At 62.7% G+C, this 15,433-nt stretch carries 17 protein-coding genes; 8 read left to right on the top strand and 9 right to left on the bottom strand.

Translation table 11 applies throughout. The features are described from left to right. Positions 1–19: 19 nt before the first annotated feature. Together IEV38_RS10510 and cfa are read right to left on the bottom strand one after the other, a co-directional pair. On the bottom strand, positions 20–238 hold the full coding sequence (locus IEV38_RS10510; protein WP_188396178.1) for a hypothetical protein: 219 nt from the start codon (positions 236–238) through the stop codon (positions 20–22). Positions 239–384: 146 nt separating this feature from the next. Beyond that, positions 385–1,542, bottom strand: a complete 1,158-nt coding sequence (gene cfa / locus IEV38_RS10505; RefSeq protein WP_188396177.1) for a cyclopropane fatty acyl phospholipid synthase — start codon at positions 1,540–1,542, stop codon at positions 385–387. Between the two features lie 153 nt (positions 1,543–1,695). On the opposite strand from cfa, the gene IEV38_RS10500 reads away from it, so the two are divergent. Continuing rightward, a complete protein-coding gene (locus tag IEV38_RS10500; RefSeq protein WP_188396176.1) occupies positions 1,696–2,559 on the top strand; it encodes a LysR family transcriptional regulator in 864 nt (287 codons plus the stop codon). A gap of 76 nt (positions 2,560–2,635) precedes the next feature. Here IEV38_RS10500 and IEV38_RS10495 read toward each other — a convergent pair whose 3' ends face one another. Continuing rightward, a complete protein-coding gene (locus IEV38_RS10495) occupies positions 2,636–3,094 on the bottom strand; it encodes an Hsp20 family protein (protein ID WP_188396175.1) in 459 nt (152 codons plus the stop codon). Positions 3,095–3,491: 397 nt separating this feature from the next. On the opposite strand from IEV38_RS10495, the gene IEV38_RS10490 reads away from it, so the two are divergent. The 7 genes from IEV38_RS10490 to IEV38_RS10460 all read left to right on the top strand — a co-directional run bounded on the left by IEV38_RS10490 (position 3,492) and on the right by IEV38_RS10460 (position 9,593). Continuing rightward, positions 3,492–4,004 carry a DUF2271 domain-containing protein gene (locus IEV38_RS10490; RefSeq protein ID WP_188396174.1) on the top strand — a complete coding sequence of 171 codons (513 nt, stop codon included), beginning with the start codon at positions 3,492–3,494 and terminating at the stop codon, positions 4,002–4,004. A 9-nt stretch (positions 4,005–4,013) separates the two neighbouring features. Further along, on the top strand, positions 4,014–4,895 hold the full coding sequence (locus IEV38_RS10485) for a DUF4198 domain-containing protein (protein WP_188396173.1): 882 nt from the start codon (positions 4,014–4,016) through the stop codon (positions 4,893–4,895). 133 nt (positions 4,896–5,028) lie between these two features. Beyond that, a complete protein-coding gene (locus IEV38_RS10480) occupies positions 5,029–5,691 on the top strand; it encodes a PepSY-associated TM helix domain-containing protein (RefSeq protein WP_188396172.1) in 663 nt (220 codons plus the stop codon). Between the two features lie 42 nt (positions 5,692–5,733). After that, positions 5,734–6,246, top strand: coding sequence for a DUF2271 domain-containing protein (locus IEV38_RS10475; protein WP_188396171.1), 513 nt, complete (start codon positions 5,734–5,736; stop codon positions 6,244–6,246). A gap of 11 nt (positions 6,247–6,257) precedes the next feature. Further along, the gene (locus IEV38_RS10470; protein WP_188396170.1) at positions 6,258–7,145 is read left to right on the top strand and encodes a DUF4198 domain-containing protein; all 888 of its coding nucleotides are present in this window, start codon (positions 6,258–6,260) and stop codon (positions 7,143–7,145) included. Positions 7,146–7,203: 58 nt separating this feature from the next. Further along, on the top strand, positions 7,204–8,229 hold the full coding sequence (locus tag IEV38_RS10465; protein WP_188396169.1) for an FAD:protein FMN transferase: 1,026 nt from the start codon (positions 7,204–7,206) through the stop codon (positions 8,227–8,229). Beyond that, positions 8,226–9,593: a sulfite reductase subunit alpha gene (locus IEV38_RS10460; RefSeq protein ID WP_188396168.1), complete on the top strand. Its 1,368-nt coding sequence runs from the start codon at positions 8,226–8,228 to the stop codon at positions 9,591–9,593. The genes IEV38_RS10465 and IEV38_RS10460 overlap by 4 nt, the downstream gene beginning before the upstream one ends. Positions 9,594–9,626: 33 nt before the next feature. Here the strand turns inward: IEV38_RS10460 and IEV38_RS10455 are convergent, their stop codons facing one another. From IEV38_RS10455 to atpA, 6 genes are all read right to left on the bottom strand, one after another. After that, a complete protein-coding gene (locus IEV38_RS10455; protein WP_188396167.1) occupies positions 9,627–10,436 on the bottom strand; it encodes a PPK2 family polyphosphate kinase in 810 nt (269 codons plus the stop codon). Positions 10,437–10,452: 16 nt separating this feature from the next. Beyond that, positions 10,453–10,887, bottom strand: a complete 435-nt coding sequence (locus IEV38_RS10450) for a CoA-binding protein (RefSeq protein WP_188396166.1) — start codon at positions 10,885–10,887, stop codon at positions 10,453–10,455. Positions 10,888–10,993: 106 nt separating this feature from the next. After that, positions 10,994–11,416, bottom strand: coding sequence for a F0F1 ATP synthase subunit epsilon (locus IEV38_RS10445; protein WP_188396165.1), 423 nt, complete (start codon positions 11,414–11,416; stop codon positions 10,994–10,996). Between the two features lie 87 nt (positions 11,417–11,503). Then, the gene (atpD, locus tag IEV38_RS10440) at positions 11,504–12,904 is read right to left on the bottom strand and encodes a F0F1 ATP synthase subunit beta (protein WP_188396164.1); all 1,401 of its coding nucleotides are present in this window, start codon (positions 12,902–12,904) and stop codon (positions 11,504–11,506) included. A 78-nt stretch (positions 12,905–12,982) separates the two neighbouring features. Continuing rightward, positions 12,983–13,858: a F0F1 ATP synthase subunit gamma gene (gene atpG / locus IEV38_RS10435; RefSeq protein WP_188396163.1), complete on the bottom strand. Its 876-nt coding sequence runs from the start codon at positions 13,856–13,858 to the stop codon at positions 12,983–12,985. 27 nt (positions 13,859–13,885) lie between these two features. After that, positions 13,886–15,421 carry a F0F1 ATP synthase subunit alpha gene (gene atpA, locus IEV38_RS10430; RefSeq protein WP_188396162.1) on the bottom strand — a complete coding sequence of 512 codons (1,536 nt, stop codon included), beginning with the start codon at positions 15,419–15,421 and terminating at the stop codon, positions 13,886–13,888. Positions 15,422–15,433: the final 12 nt, after the last annotated feature.

Genomic DNA, 15,433 nt, shown 5'->3' with positions numbered 1-15,433 from the left:
TACTGCGAGATGCTAATCCTTATACACGGTGATATACCTTGTCCGTGCCCGACAGCCTGAACGCGCCGTCGCCCTCCTCCACGGCGATACGGTCCGTGTATTTGACGCGATACCCCTCGAAGTCGCGCGGCAGATGCGTCATCCCGAAATCGAGATAGCTGATGCCCTTGGCGACCTTCTGCAGAATGACGACATGGCCTTCCGCACTGCGGATTCTGAATTCGTCGGCGACTCTCATTTTGACCTCCTGTATGGTTGATTCGCTTACTCCGTCGTTGCGGGCCAAGTAACCGCCCGCAACGACGCCATGCGTGCCTTTTTATTTATCTGTCCGCACAGGGCACACTGCACGGACGTCTCCACCTCCCGCCTTCGTCGCAGCCTTCAGGGCCTGCGATATCCGCCGGGAACGCCTTCCTTTGAAAGTACCCATTGCCAGAGCTGTATGTCGCGCGCGCGAAACGCGCCCGCGCACGACAGCAGGTAGTAACGCCACATGCGGTAAAAACGCGGCCCGAGTTCCTGCTCGAAGCGCGGCCAGGCCGCCTCGAAGTTGCGGTACCAGGCCATCAGCGTCTTGTCGTAATCGGCACCAAAGTTGTGCAGGTCTTCCACCACGAACAGACCGTCCGCCGCATCGCCGATCTGGCCGATCGACGGCAGATCGCCGTTCGGGAAAATGTATTTGTCTATCCAGGGATCGGGCGCCGAGCGGCGCGCATTCTTGCCGATCGTGTGCAGCAGGAACAGGCCGTTGCCGCGCAGGCAGCGATGCGCGACTTCCATGTAGGCGCGATGGTTGCGGCGCCCCACGTGCTCGAACATGCCGACACTGGCGATCGCATCGAACGGCTCATCGAGGTCGCGATAATCCTGCAGACGGAATTCCAGCGGCAGGTGTGCATGGCGCTGCCGCGCCCATTCGACCTGTTCCTTCGAAATGCTGACGCCCACGCACTGCACACCGTAGTGTTCTGCGGCATAGGCCATCAGGCTGCCCCAGCCGCAACCGATGTCGAGCAGGCGCATGCCGGGCCGTAACTGCAGCTTGCGGCAGATCATCTCGAGCTTGGCTTCCTGCGCCTGCTCCAGCGTCGATGCGCCTTCCCAGTAGCCGCAGGTGTAAGTCATGCGCGCATCGAGCATCGCCGCATAGAACGCGTTGCCAAGGTCGTAGTGCTGTTCGCCGACCTGTCTGGCGCGCCGCACATTCTGGCGATTGAGCAGCCTGGCCGCGAACACGTGGCCGAACAGGCGCCAGGGCTGGATGTTGTCCGTCATGCGCGTGCCGAGCAGGCGCGCAAAGAAGTCGTCGAGCGCTTCGGCTTCCCAGGCGCCGTCCATATAGGCTTCGCCGAGACCCAGATTGCCGTGCGCCAGGGCACGTTCCGGCACGCCGGTTTCCTTCAGCTGCATGTCCCATGGCCGCGAGCCGTTGATGCGGATGCCCGCCGCACACAGCAGGTCGGCTGCCACGCGATGTGCACGCGAAGTTTCCGACACCAGCACTGGAACCGTTTTCGAACAAGCCGGAGAAGACACGCGAACCCTCCCTTTGCATCCGTCACACACGATGTCGAAAACACGTTGTCGTTCGACACCACTCCCGTAAACATGTATAAATTATGCATATTAAAAATCTGCATGAAAAATGAAACATGCGCGGATTTATTATCAAAAGACTTGCAGTAAAAAATGGACATAGAACTCGCGCGCACCTTTCTCACCATTGCCCATTCCGGCAGCTTCGTCGCCGCCGCCACGCGGCTGCACGTGACGCAGACTGCCGTCACGGCACGCGTGCAAAACCTCGAAGCGCAGCTTGGCTGCACGCTGTTCATCCGCAATCGTGGCGGCGCACGGCTGACAGACGACGGCGAGCGCTTCGTGCGCTATGCGAGCCAGCTGGTGCAGGCGTGGGACGCCGCACGCCGCGACCTGCCATTGCCGGACGGCATGGGTCATTCATTGACGCTGGGAGCGGAAGTCAGCCTGTCGAACCCCTTGCTGCTGCAATGGGCCATGCAGTTGCGCCGCAGCATGCCGTCGCATGCGATCCGCGTGGAAGTGGGGGAAGGAGCCGACCTGCAATCCAGGCTGGAACGCGGCCTGCTCGACGCGGCGCTGGTCTATCGGCCGCAGTACTGGGCCGGCATGCAGGTCGAGCAGTTGCTGGAAGAAAAACTGATCCAGATTTCATCGACACGCAATCCGGAACCGTATGTCTTCGTCGATTGGGGACCGGACTTCCGCAAGGAGCACGACGCGGCCTTGCCGGAGAAAGCGAAGAACACGCTGTCGTTCAACCTGGGGCCGCTGGCGCTGCAATATCTGCTGCAGTGCGGCGGCACCGGCTACTTCCGCACGCGCGTGACACGGCGCGCGCTGGCCGAAGGACGCATACGCATCAACAACGCGGCGCCGGAATTCTCGTACCCGGTCTATCTCGTCTATTCGCGCGACCGTAATCCGGAGGTGCTGCAGCAGGCGTTCGAAACGCTGCGTCGTGTCGTCGCCGACGAAGCCGACTGGACCGAGCACTGGGAATTCACGCCATAACCCTGTGCAAAGCAAACCGGATGGACCATGAAAAACGCGGGCACCTGGCCCGCGTTTTTCATCCAGCCAACCTGAATCAGGCCGCCTTCTGTTCCAGCACCTGCACGTTGCCGGGCACATCGCCATCGATCGCGATCTTGCGCGGCTTCAGCGCTTCCGGAATCTCGCGCTTCAGCTCGATGTTGAGCAAGCCATTGTCCAGCTTGGCACCGACGACGTGCACATGGTCGGCCAGTTGGAAGGTGTGCTCGAAGTTGCGCGAGGCGATGCCGCGGTGCAGGAAATTGCGCGCGGCCTGCTCGGCCTGTTTGCGGCCGGTGATCTTCAGCGTGTCGCGTTCGGTCTCGATGTCGATCTCCGAACGGTCGAAACCGGCCACTGCCATCGTGATGCGGTACTGGTCCTCGCCCACGAGCTCGATGTTGTACGGCGGATAACTCGGCTGCGCGTCGCGTTGCGCGTCGTCGAACAACTGGGCCAGGCGATCGAAGCCGATGGCGGAACGGTAGAGAGGGGTAAAGTCAAAGGTTCTCATGGTCATATCCTTTCAATGTTTCAAGCGATAAAGTCAGGCGGACCTCCGATGAGCGTCCGCTGAATCCGATATAGGGCGTGGCCCATCCTTTTCAAGACCCCTTCCAATGATCGCGTTTCGGTTCGCATCCGCAGCGCGGACACAATTTGCCAAACTCTGGCAGGCGGCCATCTTTAAACTTCTTTACACAAAAGCTGTTGCACGCAGGAATCCGATCACGGACAATTCAGATGAGAATCATTTCCATTTGGTGCATTGTTTCCGCCCCTGCACCAGTGGAATACGAAGAATCCCCCGAAGTCCCCGCCATCGACAGACGCCGCCGGCCCGGCCGCATTGACGACAGCCACGGACGCATACGTCGTCATTCACAGATTGATTACAAGGAGCCTGTCTGATGCAAGTTCGCACTTCCTTCCTGCTCGGCGCCGCGTTCGCGACGCCGGCCGTTGCCGCCGATCTCAACGTGTCGGTCGAGATTCCGCGCCTGACGGTGGCCGAATACCACCGCCCCTATGTCGCGATCTGGGTCGAAGACACCAGCCAGGCCTTCGTGCAGAACCTCGCGGTCTGGTACGACCTCAAGCTCAAGGACAGCGGCGGCACCAAGTGGCTCAAGGACATGCGCCAGTGGTGGCGCAAGAGCGGCCGCGAACTGACGCTGCCGGTCGACGGCATCAGCGGCGCCACGCGCGCGCCAGGCGAACACGCGCTGTCCTTCGACACGGCAAAAACCGGACTCGACAAGCTGCCGGCCGGCCAGTACGAACTGGTGGTCGAGGCCGCGCGTGAAGTCGGCGGCCGCGAACTCGTGCGCGTGCCCTTCCAGTGGCCGCTGAAAGCCGGCCAGCGTGCGCAGACCAAGGGCGAGCACGAGCTCGGCACCGTCTCCCTTCAACTGAAACCCTGAGGATCGACAATGAAAAAAACCTCCCTGCTGCGCGCGGCCACCCTGGCCCTCTTGCTGTCCGTCGCCCTGCCGATGGCGGCGCACGCCCACCGCGCGTGGATGCTGCCTTCGGCCACCGTCTTCGCCGGCAACGAGCCCTGGGTCACGGTCGATGCCGCCGTTTCCAACGACCTGTTCTACTTCGACCACTTTCCGCTGCGCCTCGACAACCTGCAGGTGACCGGTCCCGACGGCAAACCCCGCACGGCGGAGAACCAGCACAGCGGCAAGTACCGCAGCACCTTCGACGTCAAGCTGGCCGAGCCCGGCACCTACAAGCTGGCCGTGGTCAACGACGGCCTGATGGCGTCCTACAAGGTCGGCAGCGAAACCAAGCGCTGGCGCGGCAAGGCCGAGGACTTCGCCAAGGAAGTGCCGGCCGGCGCCACCGACGTCAACGTCTCGCGCACGGTGAGCCGCATGGAAGTGTTCGTGACCTCGGGCAAGCCGAGCGACACCGTGCTCAAGCCGACCAACAGCGGCCTCGAACTGGCGCCGATCACGCATCCCAACGATCTGTTCGCCGGCGAGAGCGCCAGCTTCCGTTTCCTGCTCGACGGCAAGCCGGCGGCCGACATCGACGTGACGGTGATCCAGGGCGGCATCCGCTACCGCGACCAGCTTGGCGAGATCAAGGTCAAGACCGACAAGGACGGCAAGTTCAGCATCAAGTGGCCGCAGCCCGGCATGTACTGGCTGAGCGCCAGCCAGGGCGGCGCGCCGCGCATGCAGCGGCCGGCGCCGAACGCGCCGGCCTCGGAAGCCGTGCGCAAGCCGCAGCCGGTCGGTACCATCGACAAGCCGATCCGCCGCAACAGCTACAGCGCCACGCTGGAAGTCCTGCAACCCTGATCGCTGCGCAACGCTGCACGCCCGTCGCCATCCCGGTGACGGGCGTTTTCCATGGTGGACCGCCATTGCGGCCGGCACCTGGCCAAGACACAGATGAGAATAATTGCTATTTACTGATAGAATAGCGCTCGATATGAATTCCTCCGCATCATCTCCGCAAGCGCACATTCCCAACCAGCGCAGAGCCTGGTGGCTCAAGACACTGTATCAATGGCACTGGATCAGCGCAGCCCTGAGCCTGCTGCTGATGCTGCTGTATGCGGCGACCGGCATCACGCTCAACAACGCGGCGCACATCGAGGCCACGCCCAGGGTCGAGATGCGCGAGGCGCAATTGCCGCCGCAATTGAACGCGCTGCTGGCCGACTGGGATGCGCGCAAGCCGGCCAAGGGCGAGAATCTGGCGCTGCCGACCGCCGTCTCCGACTGGCTGCGCGACAAGCTCTCGGCCGACGTGCGCCAGCGCGAAGTCGACTGGTCGCCGGACGAGGTCTATATCAATCTGCCGCGCCCCGGCGGCGACGGCTGGCTGCGCATCGACCGCGCCAGCGGCGAGATCGAATACGAAACCACCAGCCGCGGCTGGATCGCCTACCTGAACGACCTGCACAAGGGCCGCCACACCGGCAAGGCCTGGAGCTGGCTGATCGACGTCTTTGCCGGGGCCTGCCTGCTGTTCGCACTGACCGGCCTGTTCATCCTGAAGATGCACGCCGCCAACCGGCCCAAGACCTGGCCGCTGTTCGGCCTTGGCGTGCTGATCCCGGTGGTGCTGGCACTGATCTTCGTTCATTGATATTCGTCCACCGATTTCCTTCCCATCCACGAGACTTCTTCCATGCAACTGCGTTATTCCTTCCTGCTCGGCACGGCTTTGACCGCACCCGCCGTCGCCGCCGACCTCAATGTGTCGGTCGAGATTCCGCTGCTCAACGTCGCCGCCTATCACCGGCCCTATGTCGCCTTCTGGATCGAGGACAAGGACCAGAAGTTCGCGCAGAACCTGGCGGTCTGGCACCAGCTCAAATCGAAGAACAACGAAGGCGACAAGTACATCAAGGACCTGCGCCAGTGGTGGCGCAAGAGCGGCCGCGACCTGCAGATGCCGCTCGACGGCCTGAGCGGCGCCACGCGCGCGCCCGGCACGCATACGCTGAACTTCAACGGCGCCAAGGCCGGGCTCGATAAGCTGCCGGCCGGCGAATATCAGTTGGTGGTGGAAGCCGCGCGCGAAGCCGGTGGCCGTGAACTGCTGCGCGTGCCGTTCCAGTGGCCGACCAAGTCCGCGCAGACCGCGCAAGCCAAGGGCGACAGCGAACTGGGCAGCGTCTCCGTCACCGTCAAACCATGAGGACAACGACCATGAAGAACGCTTCCCTGCTGCGCCCCACCCTCGTCGCCACTGCTCTCATCACCACGCTCTCGCTCGCGCTGCCGATGGCGGCGCACGCACATCGCGGCTGGCTGCTGCCGTCGGCCACCGTGCTGTCCGGTTCCGAGTGGGTGACGGTCGATGCCGCCGTCTCCAACGACCTGTTCCACCTGAAGCTCGGTCCGCTGGCGCTCAACAACCTGCACATCCTCGGCCCCGACGGCAAGGAACTGGCACCGGAAAACCTGAACAACGGCAAGCTGCGCAACAGCTTCGAATTCAAGCCCGTCGCCAACGGCACCTACAAGACCGTCGTGACCAACGAAACGCTGGTCGCCACCTATACGCTCGGCAAGGCCAACAAGCGCTGGCGCGGCAAGGCGGAAAACTTCGCCAGGGAGATTCCGGCCGATGCGACCAATGTGAACGTCTCGCTCGCGCAGGCGCGCTACGAAACCTTCATCACGGTCGGCAAACCGAGCGACGCGGTATTGAAGCCCGCCAATACCGGCCTGGAACTGGTGCCGCTGTCGCACCCCAACGACCTGTACGCGGGCGACACCACCCAGTTCCAGTTCCTGCTCGACGGCAAGCCCGCGCCTGATCTCGACGTCACCGTCATCCCGGGCAATGCGCGCTATCGCGACAAGCTCGGCGACATGCGCCTGCGCACGGACGCCAACGGCAAGTTCAGCGTGACGTGGGCGGATGCCGGCATGGTCTGGCTCAACGCCGCCGAGGACAACGGCGAACTGCAGGTGTCGGGCCCCGGCTCGGCCGTGCCGATCAAGCCATCGCATGCGCTGCCGGTCGGCACCATCGACAAGCCGACGCGCCGCGCCAGCTACACCGCTACACTGGAAGTCCTGCAACCGTAATCTGCGTCACGACGACTGCCGCCGGCACCGTCCGGCGGCAGCTCCCCGAATATTCCCCATGCGCCACGCCTTCGTTCCCCTGATCGACGTTCCACCCGCCGCACCGGTGCTGGGAACGGTCGTGCAATCGCTGCAGGGACAGACCATGGGCACCACCTGGAGCGTCAGGCTCGTCACGCGCGCCGGCCGGCCGCTGGATGACGTGCGCGCGGCGATCGAACGGCAGCTTGACCTCGTGATCGCGCAGATGAGCACCTGGGAAGCCGACTCCGACCTGTCTCTCTACAACCGCGCCGCGCCCGGCACCTGGCATGCGCTGCCCGACGCCTTCTACACCGTGCTCGACTGCGCGCTGCACGTGGCGCAGGCCAGCGACGGCGCCTACGATCCGGGTGCCGGCCTGCTGGTCAACCTGTGGGGCTTCGGTCCCGAACGGCGCTACGACCAGCCGGGCTTCGTGCCGCCGACCGATGCGGAACTGGAACATGCACGCGCGCTTTGCGGCTGGCAACGCATCGCGCTCGACCGCGAAACACGCCGCGTGGGCCAGCCCGGCGGACTCGTGCTCGATTTTTCCGCCATCGCCAAGGGCTTTGCCGTCGATCTGGTCGCGCAGTGCCTGGAGGCGCACGGCTTCGACAGTTTCCTCGTCGAGATCGGCGGCGAACTGCGCGGCAGCGGCATCCGGCCCGACGGACAACCGTGGTGGGTCGCCATCGAGCAACCGGCCGACGGGCAGGCGATGGCCGGCGCAATGGCCGATGATTATGTGGCCGCGCTCTACCGCCGCGCCATCGCCACCTCCGGCGACTACCGCCGCTACTTCATGCAGGGCGCGACGCGCTATGCACACACCATCGATCCGCGCAGCGGCCGGCCGCTCGCGCGCACGCTGGCATCGGTGACCGTGATCCACACCGAATGCATGCTGGCCGACGCCTGGTCCACCGCGCTCGGCGTGCTGGGCGCCGAAGAAGGTCTGGCCTGCGCCGACCGGCTCGGCCTGGCGGCGCTGTTCCTCACGCGCGAGGGCGACGCGTTGCGCGAGACGCAAAGCCGCTCGATGAAAGAGATGCTGCAATGAACTGGGATCAATCCACACGCATGATCGTCGCCGCCCTCTTCATCGTCGGCTACCTGCTAATGTGCGGCTTCATCTGGTGGTCGCAACGTCGCCAGCGCGCGCAGCGTGCACAACTCGCGTCCGGCGATCGGCAATCGTGGCTGGTCGCCTACGCGAGCCAGACCGGCTTTGCCGAGCAGCTCGCGCAGAAGACCGTCGAGATCCTGAAAACCGGCGGCGTGCAGGCGCATCTGTGCGTGCTGTCCGACGTTGACGCCATGCACCTCGCCAATGTCGAGCGCGCGCTGTTCGTGGTCAGCACCTACGGCGAAGGCGCCGCGCCCGACAACGGTGCCGCCTTCGCCAGCAAGGTCATGAGCTCCGGCCAGCCATCGCTCGCGCACCTGCACTTCGGCATGCTGATGCTGGGCGACACGCAGTATCCGCAATTCTGCGGCTTCGGCCGCGACCTGACGACCTGGCTCAAGGCACGCGGCGCGCAACCGCTGTTCGACAACATCGCCGTCAACAGCGGCGGCGAAACCAGGAAATCGCTCGAGGCATGGCGCCATCACCTGAGCCACATCGCCGGCACCAACGATGCGCCCGACTGGGAAGGACCGACCTATCAGCAATGGGTCCTGACCGCGCGGCGCGAACTCAACCCGGACAGTGCCGGCAACCCCGCCTTTCACCTCGAACTGCAGGCGCCGCATGACGAAACCGTGCACTGGGAAGCCGGCGACCTGGTGCAGATTCTGGTGCCGGCCGACCTGCACCGCCCGCGCGATTATTCGATCGCCTCGATTCCATCCGACGGCAGCCTGCATCTGCTGGTGCGGCAGGAACGGCGTACCGACGGTTCGCTCGGCATCGCCTCGGGCTGGCTGACGCAAACAGCGCCGCTCGGCGCCATCGTCGATCTGCGCTTGCGCGCGCATGCCAACTTCCGCCTCGGCGACAATGCCGCGCGTCCGCTGATCCTGATCGGCAACGGTACCGGCCTGGCCGGCCTGCGCAGCCATCTGAAGGCGCGTGCTGCGGCTGGTCAGCCAGGCCGCAACTGGCTGATCTTCGGCGAACGCAATGCCGAACACGATTTCTTCCATCGCGACGAGATTCTGCAATGGCAGAGTTCGGGCGTGCTGGAACGCGCCGACATCGTGTTTTCGCGCGACGGCGAGCGCCGCGAATATGTACAGGATCGCCTGCTGGCATCGGCCGAGGTGGTACGCGCATGGCTGGCGGACGGCGCCGCCATCTATGTCTGCGGCAGCCTGCAGGGCATGGCCGGCGGCGTCGATGCAGCGCTCAGGCAAATCACCGGAGGAGAAGGCGCCGCACGCCTGATCGAGGAAGGACGCTATCGACGCGACGTCTATTGATGCCTGCCGGCTGCCGTTTGTCGGTCGAATGCGTCAATCTACTTTCAGGTCGGCATAGGCCGGATTGGCGGGTGGATATGCCAGCTTGAGATCCTGCAGGGTTTCAAGCACGATATTGGCGATGGCCAGGTTGCGGTGGGTCTTGGAATCCGCCGGTACGACATACCACGGCGCGTGATCGGCATCGGTGGCGCGGATCGCCGTCTCGTACTGCTTCTGGTAGTCGTCCCAGAATTTTCTTTCCTTGAGGTCGTCCGGCTGCAGCTTCCAGTGCTTGTTCGGATCGGCGATGCGTTCCTCGAGCCGCGCCTTCTGTTCCTTGGCCGAGATGTGCAGGAAGCACTTGACGATGACGGTGCCGGTCTCGCTCAGCATGCGTTCGAAATCGCGGATGTGCGCGAGGCGGCGCTTGCATTCGGCCTCGTCGATCCAGTCGTGCACGCGCGTGATCAGCACGTCCTCGTAATGGCTGCGGTTGAAGATCACCAGTTCACCCACGGCCGGCACCTGCTGGTGGATGCGCCACAAGAAATCGCGGCTCTTTTCCGGCTCGGTCGGCGCCTTGAAAGGCACGCTGCGCACGCCGAGCGGATCAATGCGGCCGAACACGCCGCGCACGGTGCCATCCTTGCCCGAGGTATCCATGCCCTGCAGCACGACCAGCACCTTGTGCTTGCACTGCGCATAGAGGATGTCCTGCAGGTCGGAAATCTGCCGTGCGAGATCCTCGACGAGCTGCTTGTCGGCAGCCTTGTCGCCGCTCGACAGCGGCTTGCGCGCGGCATCCTCGTCCGCCACCTTCAGATTCGGGGAGGCACGCAGCAGCTTGCGGATGTTCGGCATGGGACTCCTTTCCTGGCTAGCGGTGGCGGATGGCGTGATCGATCTTGGTACAGCGGTCCGCCACCACCGCCAGCCCCGCTGCCAGCGCCTTGTCGATGGCGGCCTGGTTGACGATGCCAAGCTGCAGCCACAGACCCTTGGCGCGGATCGCGATCGCCTCGTCGGCCACAGGCTCGACCTGATCGGGCTTGCGGAACACATCGACCAGATCGATGCGCGTGCCCTGTTCGGCCAGCGCAGCGGCGGCCAGCGTCAGCGTCGCGTAGCAGTGCTCGCCGAGGATCTGGGTGCCGGCAGCAGCCGGATTGACGGGAATGATGCGGTAGCCGTGGCGCTGCAGATAGGCGGCGACCTCGTGGCTCGGCCGATCGGGTTTGGGCGACAGGCCGACCACCGCGATCACGCGCGATTCGGCCAGCAGGGCGGTAATGACGTCAGGGTCCTGGTACATGATTTCCTTGCTTGATTTCCTGCAGTGAAGACGAATGCCACGCACAAACAAAAAGGGCAGCCTGAGCTGCCCTTCATTGTATGCGGGAACCGGACGGTTCGCGCGATCAGCGTTTCTGACGCAGACGCTGGATCGCCGCCAACTGTGCCACCGCGCTGGCGAGTTCCGCCTGCGCCTGCGCATAGTCGATCGTCGATTCCTTGTTGGCCAGACTTTCCTCGGCCAGTCGTTTTGCTTCTGCCGCCTTGGCTTCGTCGAGATCGCCGCCACGGATGGCGGTGTCGGCCAGAACCGTCACCACTTCCGGCTGCACTTCGAGGATACCGCCGGCGACGAACACGAACTCTTCGTCTGCCTTGCCGGAAACCTTGATGCGCACCGCACCCGGACGGATGCGAGAGATCAGCGGCGTGTGGCCCGGCAGAATGCCGAGTTCGCCCGCTTCACCCGGCAGCGCAACGAATTCCGCCTGGCCGGAGAAGATTTCTTCTTCGGCGGAGACGACTTCTACGCGCATTGTGTGTGCCATGTGAGAACCTTTTTATTCGTGCTGGAATCGATCCGGAGATCGATACGAATGCCGGCGCAATGAGCATCACCGCGCCGGCGTCAACGATCAGTTGAGTTTCTTCGCTTTTTCGATGGCTTCTTCGATCGTGCCGACCATGTAGAACGCTTGTTCCGGCAGGTGATCGAGTTCGCCCGATGCGATCATCTGGAAGCCCTTGATCGTATCTTTCAGCGACACGTATTTACCAGGCGCGCCGGTAAACACTTCAGCAACGTGGAACGGCTGCGACAGGAAACGCTGCATCTTACGAGCACGCGCCACCAGCAGCTTGTCTTCCGGTGCCAGTTCGTCCATGCCCAGAATCGCGATGATGTCACGCAGTTCCTTGTAGCGCTGCAGGGTGCCTTGCACGGCACGTGCGGTTTCGTAGTGTTCCTGGCCGACGACTTGCGGGTCGAGCTGACGCGAGCTCGAATCCAGCGGATCGATTGCCGGGTAGATACCGAGCGAGGCGATGTCACGCGACAGAACGACGGTCGAATCCAAGTGGGCAAACGTGGTGGCAGGCGACGGATCGGTCAAGTCATCCGCAGGGACGTAGACGGCCTGGATCGAGGTGATCGAGCCAACCTTGGTCGAGGTGATGCGTTCCTGCAGCTTGCCCATTTCTTCTGCCAGCGTCGGCTGATAACCCACAGCGGAAGGCATACGGCCCAGCAGTGCCGACACTTCGGTACCGGCCAGCGTGAAACGGTAGATGTTGTCAACGAAGAACAGCACGTCACGGCCTTCGTCACGGAAGGCTTCCGCCATCGTCAGGCCGGTCAGCGCCACGCGCAGACGGTTGCCCGGCGGTTCGTTCATCTGACCATAGACCATTGCCACTTTAGAGTTGGCAGGGTTCTCCAGATCGACGACCTTGGCGTCCGACATTTCGTGATAGAAGTCGTTGCCTTCACGGGTACGCTCACCAACGCCGGCAAACACGGACAGACCCGAGTGTGCTTTTGCGATGTTGTTGATCAGTTCCATCATGTTGACGGTCTTGCCCACACCTGCACCGCCGAACAGACCGACCTTGCCGCCCTTGGCGAACGGGCAGACCAGGTCGATGACCTTGATGCCGGTTTCCAGCAGGTCGGTCGATGGCGACAGTTCGTCGTAGGCAGGAGCCTTGCGGTGGATCGATGCCGTTTGTTCCTGGCTGATCGGACCGCATTCGTCGATCGGGTTGCCCAGCACGTCCATGATGCGGCCCAGGGTCGCAGGACCGACCGGCACCGTGATCGGGTTGCCGGTGTTTTGAATCGTCATGCCGCGGCGCAGGCCGTCGGAGCTACCCAGTGCAATGGTACGGACGATGCCGTCGCCCAGCTGCTGCTGAACTTCCAGCGTCAGCTCGGAGCCTTCCATTTTCAAGGCGTCATAAATCTTGGGCATCGCATTGCGCGGAAACTCCACGTCCACCACAGCGCCGATACACTGAACGATTTTGCCTTCAGCCATTTTCGTTCCTTCAAATAGATAAGATTAAAGTCTGGTTCGAATGCGGCACCGGATCGCCGGCGCCGCACATCAATCGTGTTAAACCGCTGCGGCACCCGCGACGATTTCCGACAGTTCCTTCGTGATCGCTGCCTGACGCGTCTTGTTATAGACGAGCTTCAGTTCGCTGATCACGCTACCGGCGTTGTCGCTCGCCGCTTTCATTGCCACCATACGGGCCGATTGCTCGGATGCGATGTTCTCGGCAACTGCCTGGAATACCAGGGCCTCGACATAACGCATCAGCAGATCGTCGATGACGGTCTGCGCATCCGGTTCGTAAATGTATTCCCACGACAGCGCATTCGAACCTTCATCGGCCTGCAGTCTGTCCGAGGACAGCGGCAGCAACTGCTCGAGGCGCGGTTCCTGTTTCATCGTGTTGATGAACTTGGTGTACACGAGATAGACGGCGTCAAGACGGCCTTCCTCGTACGCATCGAGCAGCACCTTGATGGTGCCGATCAGCTTTTCCAGATGCGGCGTATCGCCGATCTGCGTAACCTGCGACACGATCGGCGCGCCGATACGGTTCAGGAAACCCAGACCCTTGTTGCCGATGGCAGCGATCTCGAATTTCTTGCCTTCCTTCTCGAGCTCGCGCAGCTTGTTCGTCACGGCACGCAGCACGTTGGTGTTCATGCCGCCGCACAGACCCTTGTCGGTCGTGACGACGATGAAGCCAACGGTCTTCGCGCCTTCCGACTGCACGAGGAAAGGATGCGAGTACTCGGGATTCGCCTGCGACAGGTTGGCCGTGATGTTGCGGATCTTGTCCGCGTACGGACGGGCCGACAGCATGCGATCCTGCGCCTTGCGCATTTTCGATGCCGCGACCATTTCCATCGCCTTGGTGATCTTCTTCGTATTTTCTACGCTCTTGATCTTGCCACGTATCTCTTTGCCTGCAGCCATGAGAGTTACTCCTTCGCTACAGTGAGATCAAAACGATTTCTGGAATTCCGCGATCGCGGCGGCCAGTGCTGCTTCGTCGTCTTTCTCGAGTTTCTTGGTGTCTTCGATCTTCTGCAGGAGGGCAGCGTGGCTGGCCTTCATGTAGCTGTGCAGACCCGATTCGAAACGCAGCACGTCCTTGACTTCGACGCCGTCGAGATAACCCTTGTTGACCGCGAACAGCGAGACAGCCATCAGCGAGGTCGACAGCGGTGCGTACTGTGCCTGCTTCAGCAGTTCGGTCACGCGTGCGCCGCGGTCGAGCTGCTTGCGGGTTGCCGCGTCGAGGTCCGAAGCGAACTGTGCGAACGCTGCGAGCTCACGGTACTGTGCCAAGTCGGTACGGATACCGCCGGACAGGCCCTTGATGACCTTGGTCTGTGCAGCGCCACCGACACGCGACACCGAGATACCGGCGTTGATCGCAGGACGGATGCCCGAGTTGAACAGGTTGGTTTCCAGGAAGATCTGGCCGTCGGTGATCGAAATCACGTTGGTCGGAACGAAGGCGGAAACGTCGCCGGCTTGCGTTTCGATGATCGGCAGTGCGGTCAGCGAACCGGTCTTGCCCTTGACTTCACCCTTGGTGAAGGCTTCGACGTAATCGGCATTGACGCGTGCTGCGCGTTCGAGCAGGCGGCTGTGGAGATAGAACACGTCGCCAGGGAATGCTTCACGGCCCGGCGGACGGCGCAGCAGCAGCGAAACCTGACGGTAGGCGACGGCTTGCTTCGACAGATCGTCATAGACGATCAGCGCGTCTTCACCGCGGTCGCGGAAGTATTCGCCCATCGCGCAGCCCGAGTAGGCCGACACGAATTGCATTGCGGCCGATTCGGAAGCCGAGGCGGCGACCACGATCGTGTATTCCATTGCGCCGTGCTGTTCGAGCGAACGCACGATGTTCTTGATCGACGATGCCTTCTGACCGATGGCGACGTAGATACAGGTAACGCCCTGGCCTTTTTGGTTGATGATCGCATCGACTGCAACAGCCGATTTACCGGTTTGGCGATCGCCAATGATCAGCTCACGCTGACCACGGCCGATCGGCACCATCGCATCGATTGCCTTGATACCGGTTTGCAGAGGCTGGTCGACGGATTGACGGGCGATGACGCCCGGTGCGATCTTTTCGATCGGTGCGGTCAGTTTTGCATTGACCGGACCCTTGCCGTCGATCGGCTGGCCCAGTGCGTTGACCACACGGCCACGCAGTTCGGGACCGATCGGCACTTCCAGAATGCGGCCCGTGCACTTGACGGTATCGCCTTCGGAGATGTGTTCGTATTCGCCCAGGATAACGGCGCCGACGGAGTCGCGCTCGAGGTTCAGTGCGAGGCCGAAGGTATTGCCCGGGAACTCCAGCATTTCGCCTTGCATGACGTCGGACAGGCCGTGGATGCGGCAGATACCGTCGGACACGGAAATCACCGTACCTTGATTGCGAATCTCAGCTGTGTCGCCGAGCCCTTGAATCCGGCTCTTGATCAGCTCGCTGATTTCAGACGGGTTGAGTTGCATGTTAACTCCTAA

The sequence above is a fragment of the Oxalicibacterium flavum genome, from assembly GCF_014635065.1.
Classification (GTDB): Bacteria; Pseudomonadota; Gammaproteobacteria; order Burkholderiales; family Burkholderiaceae_D; genus Oxalicibacterium; species Oxalicibacterium flavum.
This window is presented reverse-complemented; position numbering and strand designations above follow the sequence as displayed.

What these genes read in the sequence shown, in the direction of transcription:
- atpA (WP_188396162.1), bottom strand. Translation starts at nt 15,421, where the DNA reads ATGCAACTCAACCCGTCTGAAATCAGCGAGCTGATCAAGAGCCGGATT.
- atpD (WP_188396164.1), bottom strand. Translation starts at nt 12,904, where the DNA reads ATGGCTGAAGGCAAAATCGTTCAGTGTATCGGCGCTGTGGTGGACGTG.
- IEV38_RS10495 (WP_188396175.1), bottom strand. Translation starts at nt 3,094, where the DNA reads ATGAGAACCTTTGACTTTACCCCTCTCTACCGTTCCGCCATCGGCTTC.
- atpG (WP_188396163.1), bottom strand. Translation starts at nt 13,858, where the DNA reads ATGGCTGCAGGCAAAGAGATACGTGGCAAGATCAAGAGCGTAGAAAAT.
- IEV38_RS10470 (WP_188396170.1), top strand. Translation starts at nt 6,258, where the DNA reads ATGAAGAACGCTTCCCTGCTGCGCCCCACCCTCGTCGCCACTGCTCTC.
- IEV38_RS10500 (WP_188396176.1), top strand. Translation starts at nt 1,696, where the DNA reads ATGGACATAGAACTCGCGCGCACCTTTCTCACCATTGCCCATTCCGGC.
- IEV38_RS10460 (WP_188396168.1), top strand. Translation starts at nt 8,226, where the DNA reads ATGAACTGGGATCAATCCACACGCATGATCGTCGCCGCCCTCTTCATC.
- IEV38_RS10480 (WP_188396172.1), top strand. Translation starts at nt 5,029, where the DNA reads ATGAATTCCTCCGCATCATCTCCGCAAGCGCACATTCCCAACCAGCGC.
- IEV38_RS10445 (WP_188396165.1), bottom strand. Translation starts at nt 11,416, where the DNA reads ATGGCACACACAATGCGCGTAGAAGTCGTCTCCGCCGAAGAAGAAATC.
- IEV38_RS10475 (WP_188396171.1), top strand. Translation starts at nt 5,734, where the DNA reads ATGCAACTGCGTTATTCCTTCCTGCTCGGCACGGCTTTGACCGCACCC.
- IEV38_RS10510 (WP_188396178.1), bottom strand. Translation starts at nt 238, where the DNA reads ATGAGAGTCGCCGACGAATTCAGAATCCGCAGTGCGGAAGGCCATGTC.
- IEV38_RS10490 (WP_188396174.1), top strand. Translation starts at nt 3,492, where the DNA reads ATGCAAGTTCGCACTTCCTTCCTGCTCGGCGCCGCGTTCGCGACGCCG.
- IEV38_RS10485 (WP_188396173.1), top strand. Translation starts at nt 4,014, where the DNA reads ATGAAAAAAACCTCCCTGCTGCGCGCGGCCACCCTGGCCCTCTTGCTG.
- IEV38_RS10450 (WP_188396166.1), bottom strand. Translation starts at nt 10,887, where the DNA reads ATGTACCAGGACCCTGACGTCATTACCGCCCTGCTGGCCGAATCGCGC.
- IEV38_RS10465 (WP_188396169.1), top strand. Translation starts at nt 7,204, where the DNA reads ATGCGCCACGCCTTCGTTCCCCTGATCGACGTTCCACCCGCCGCACCG.
- IEV38_RS10455 (WP_188396167.1), bottom strand. Translation starts at nt 10,436, where the DNA reads ATGCCGAACATCCGCAAGCTGCTGCGTGCCTCCCCGAATCTGAAGGTG.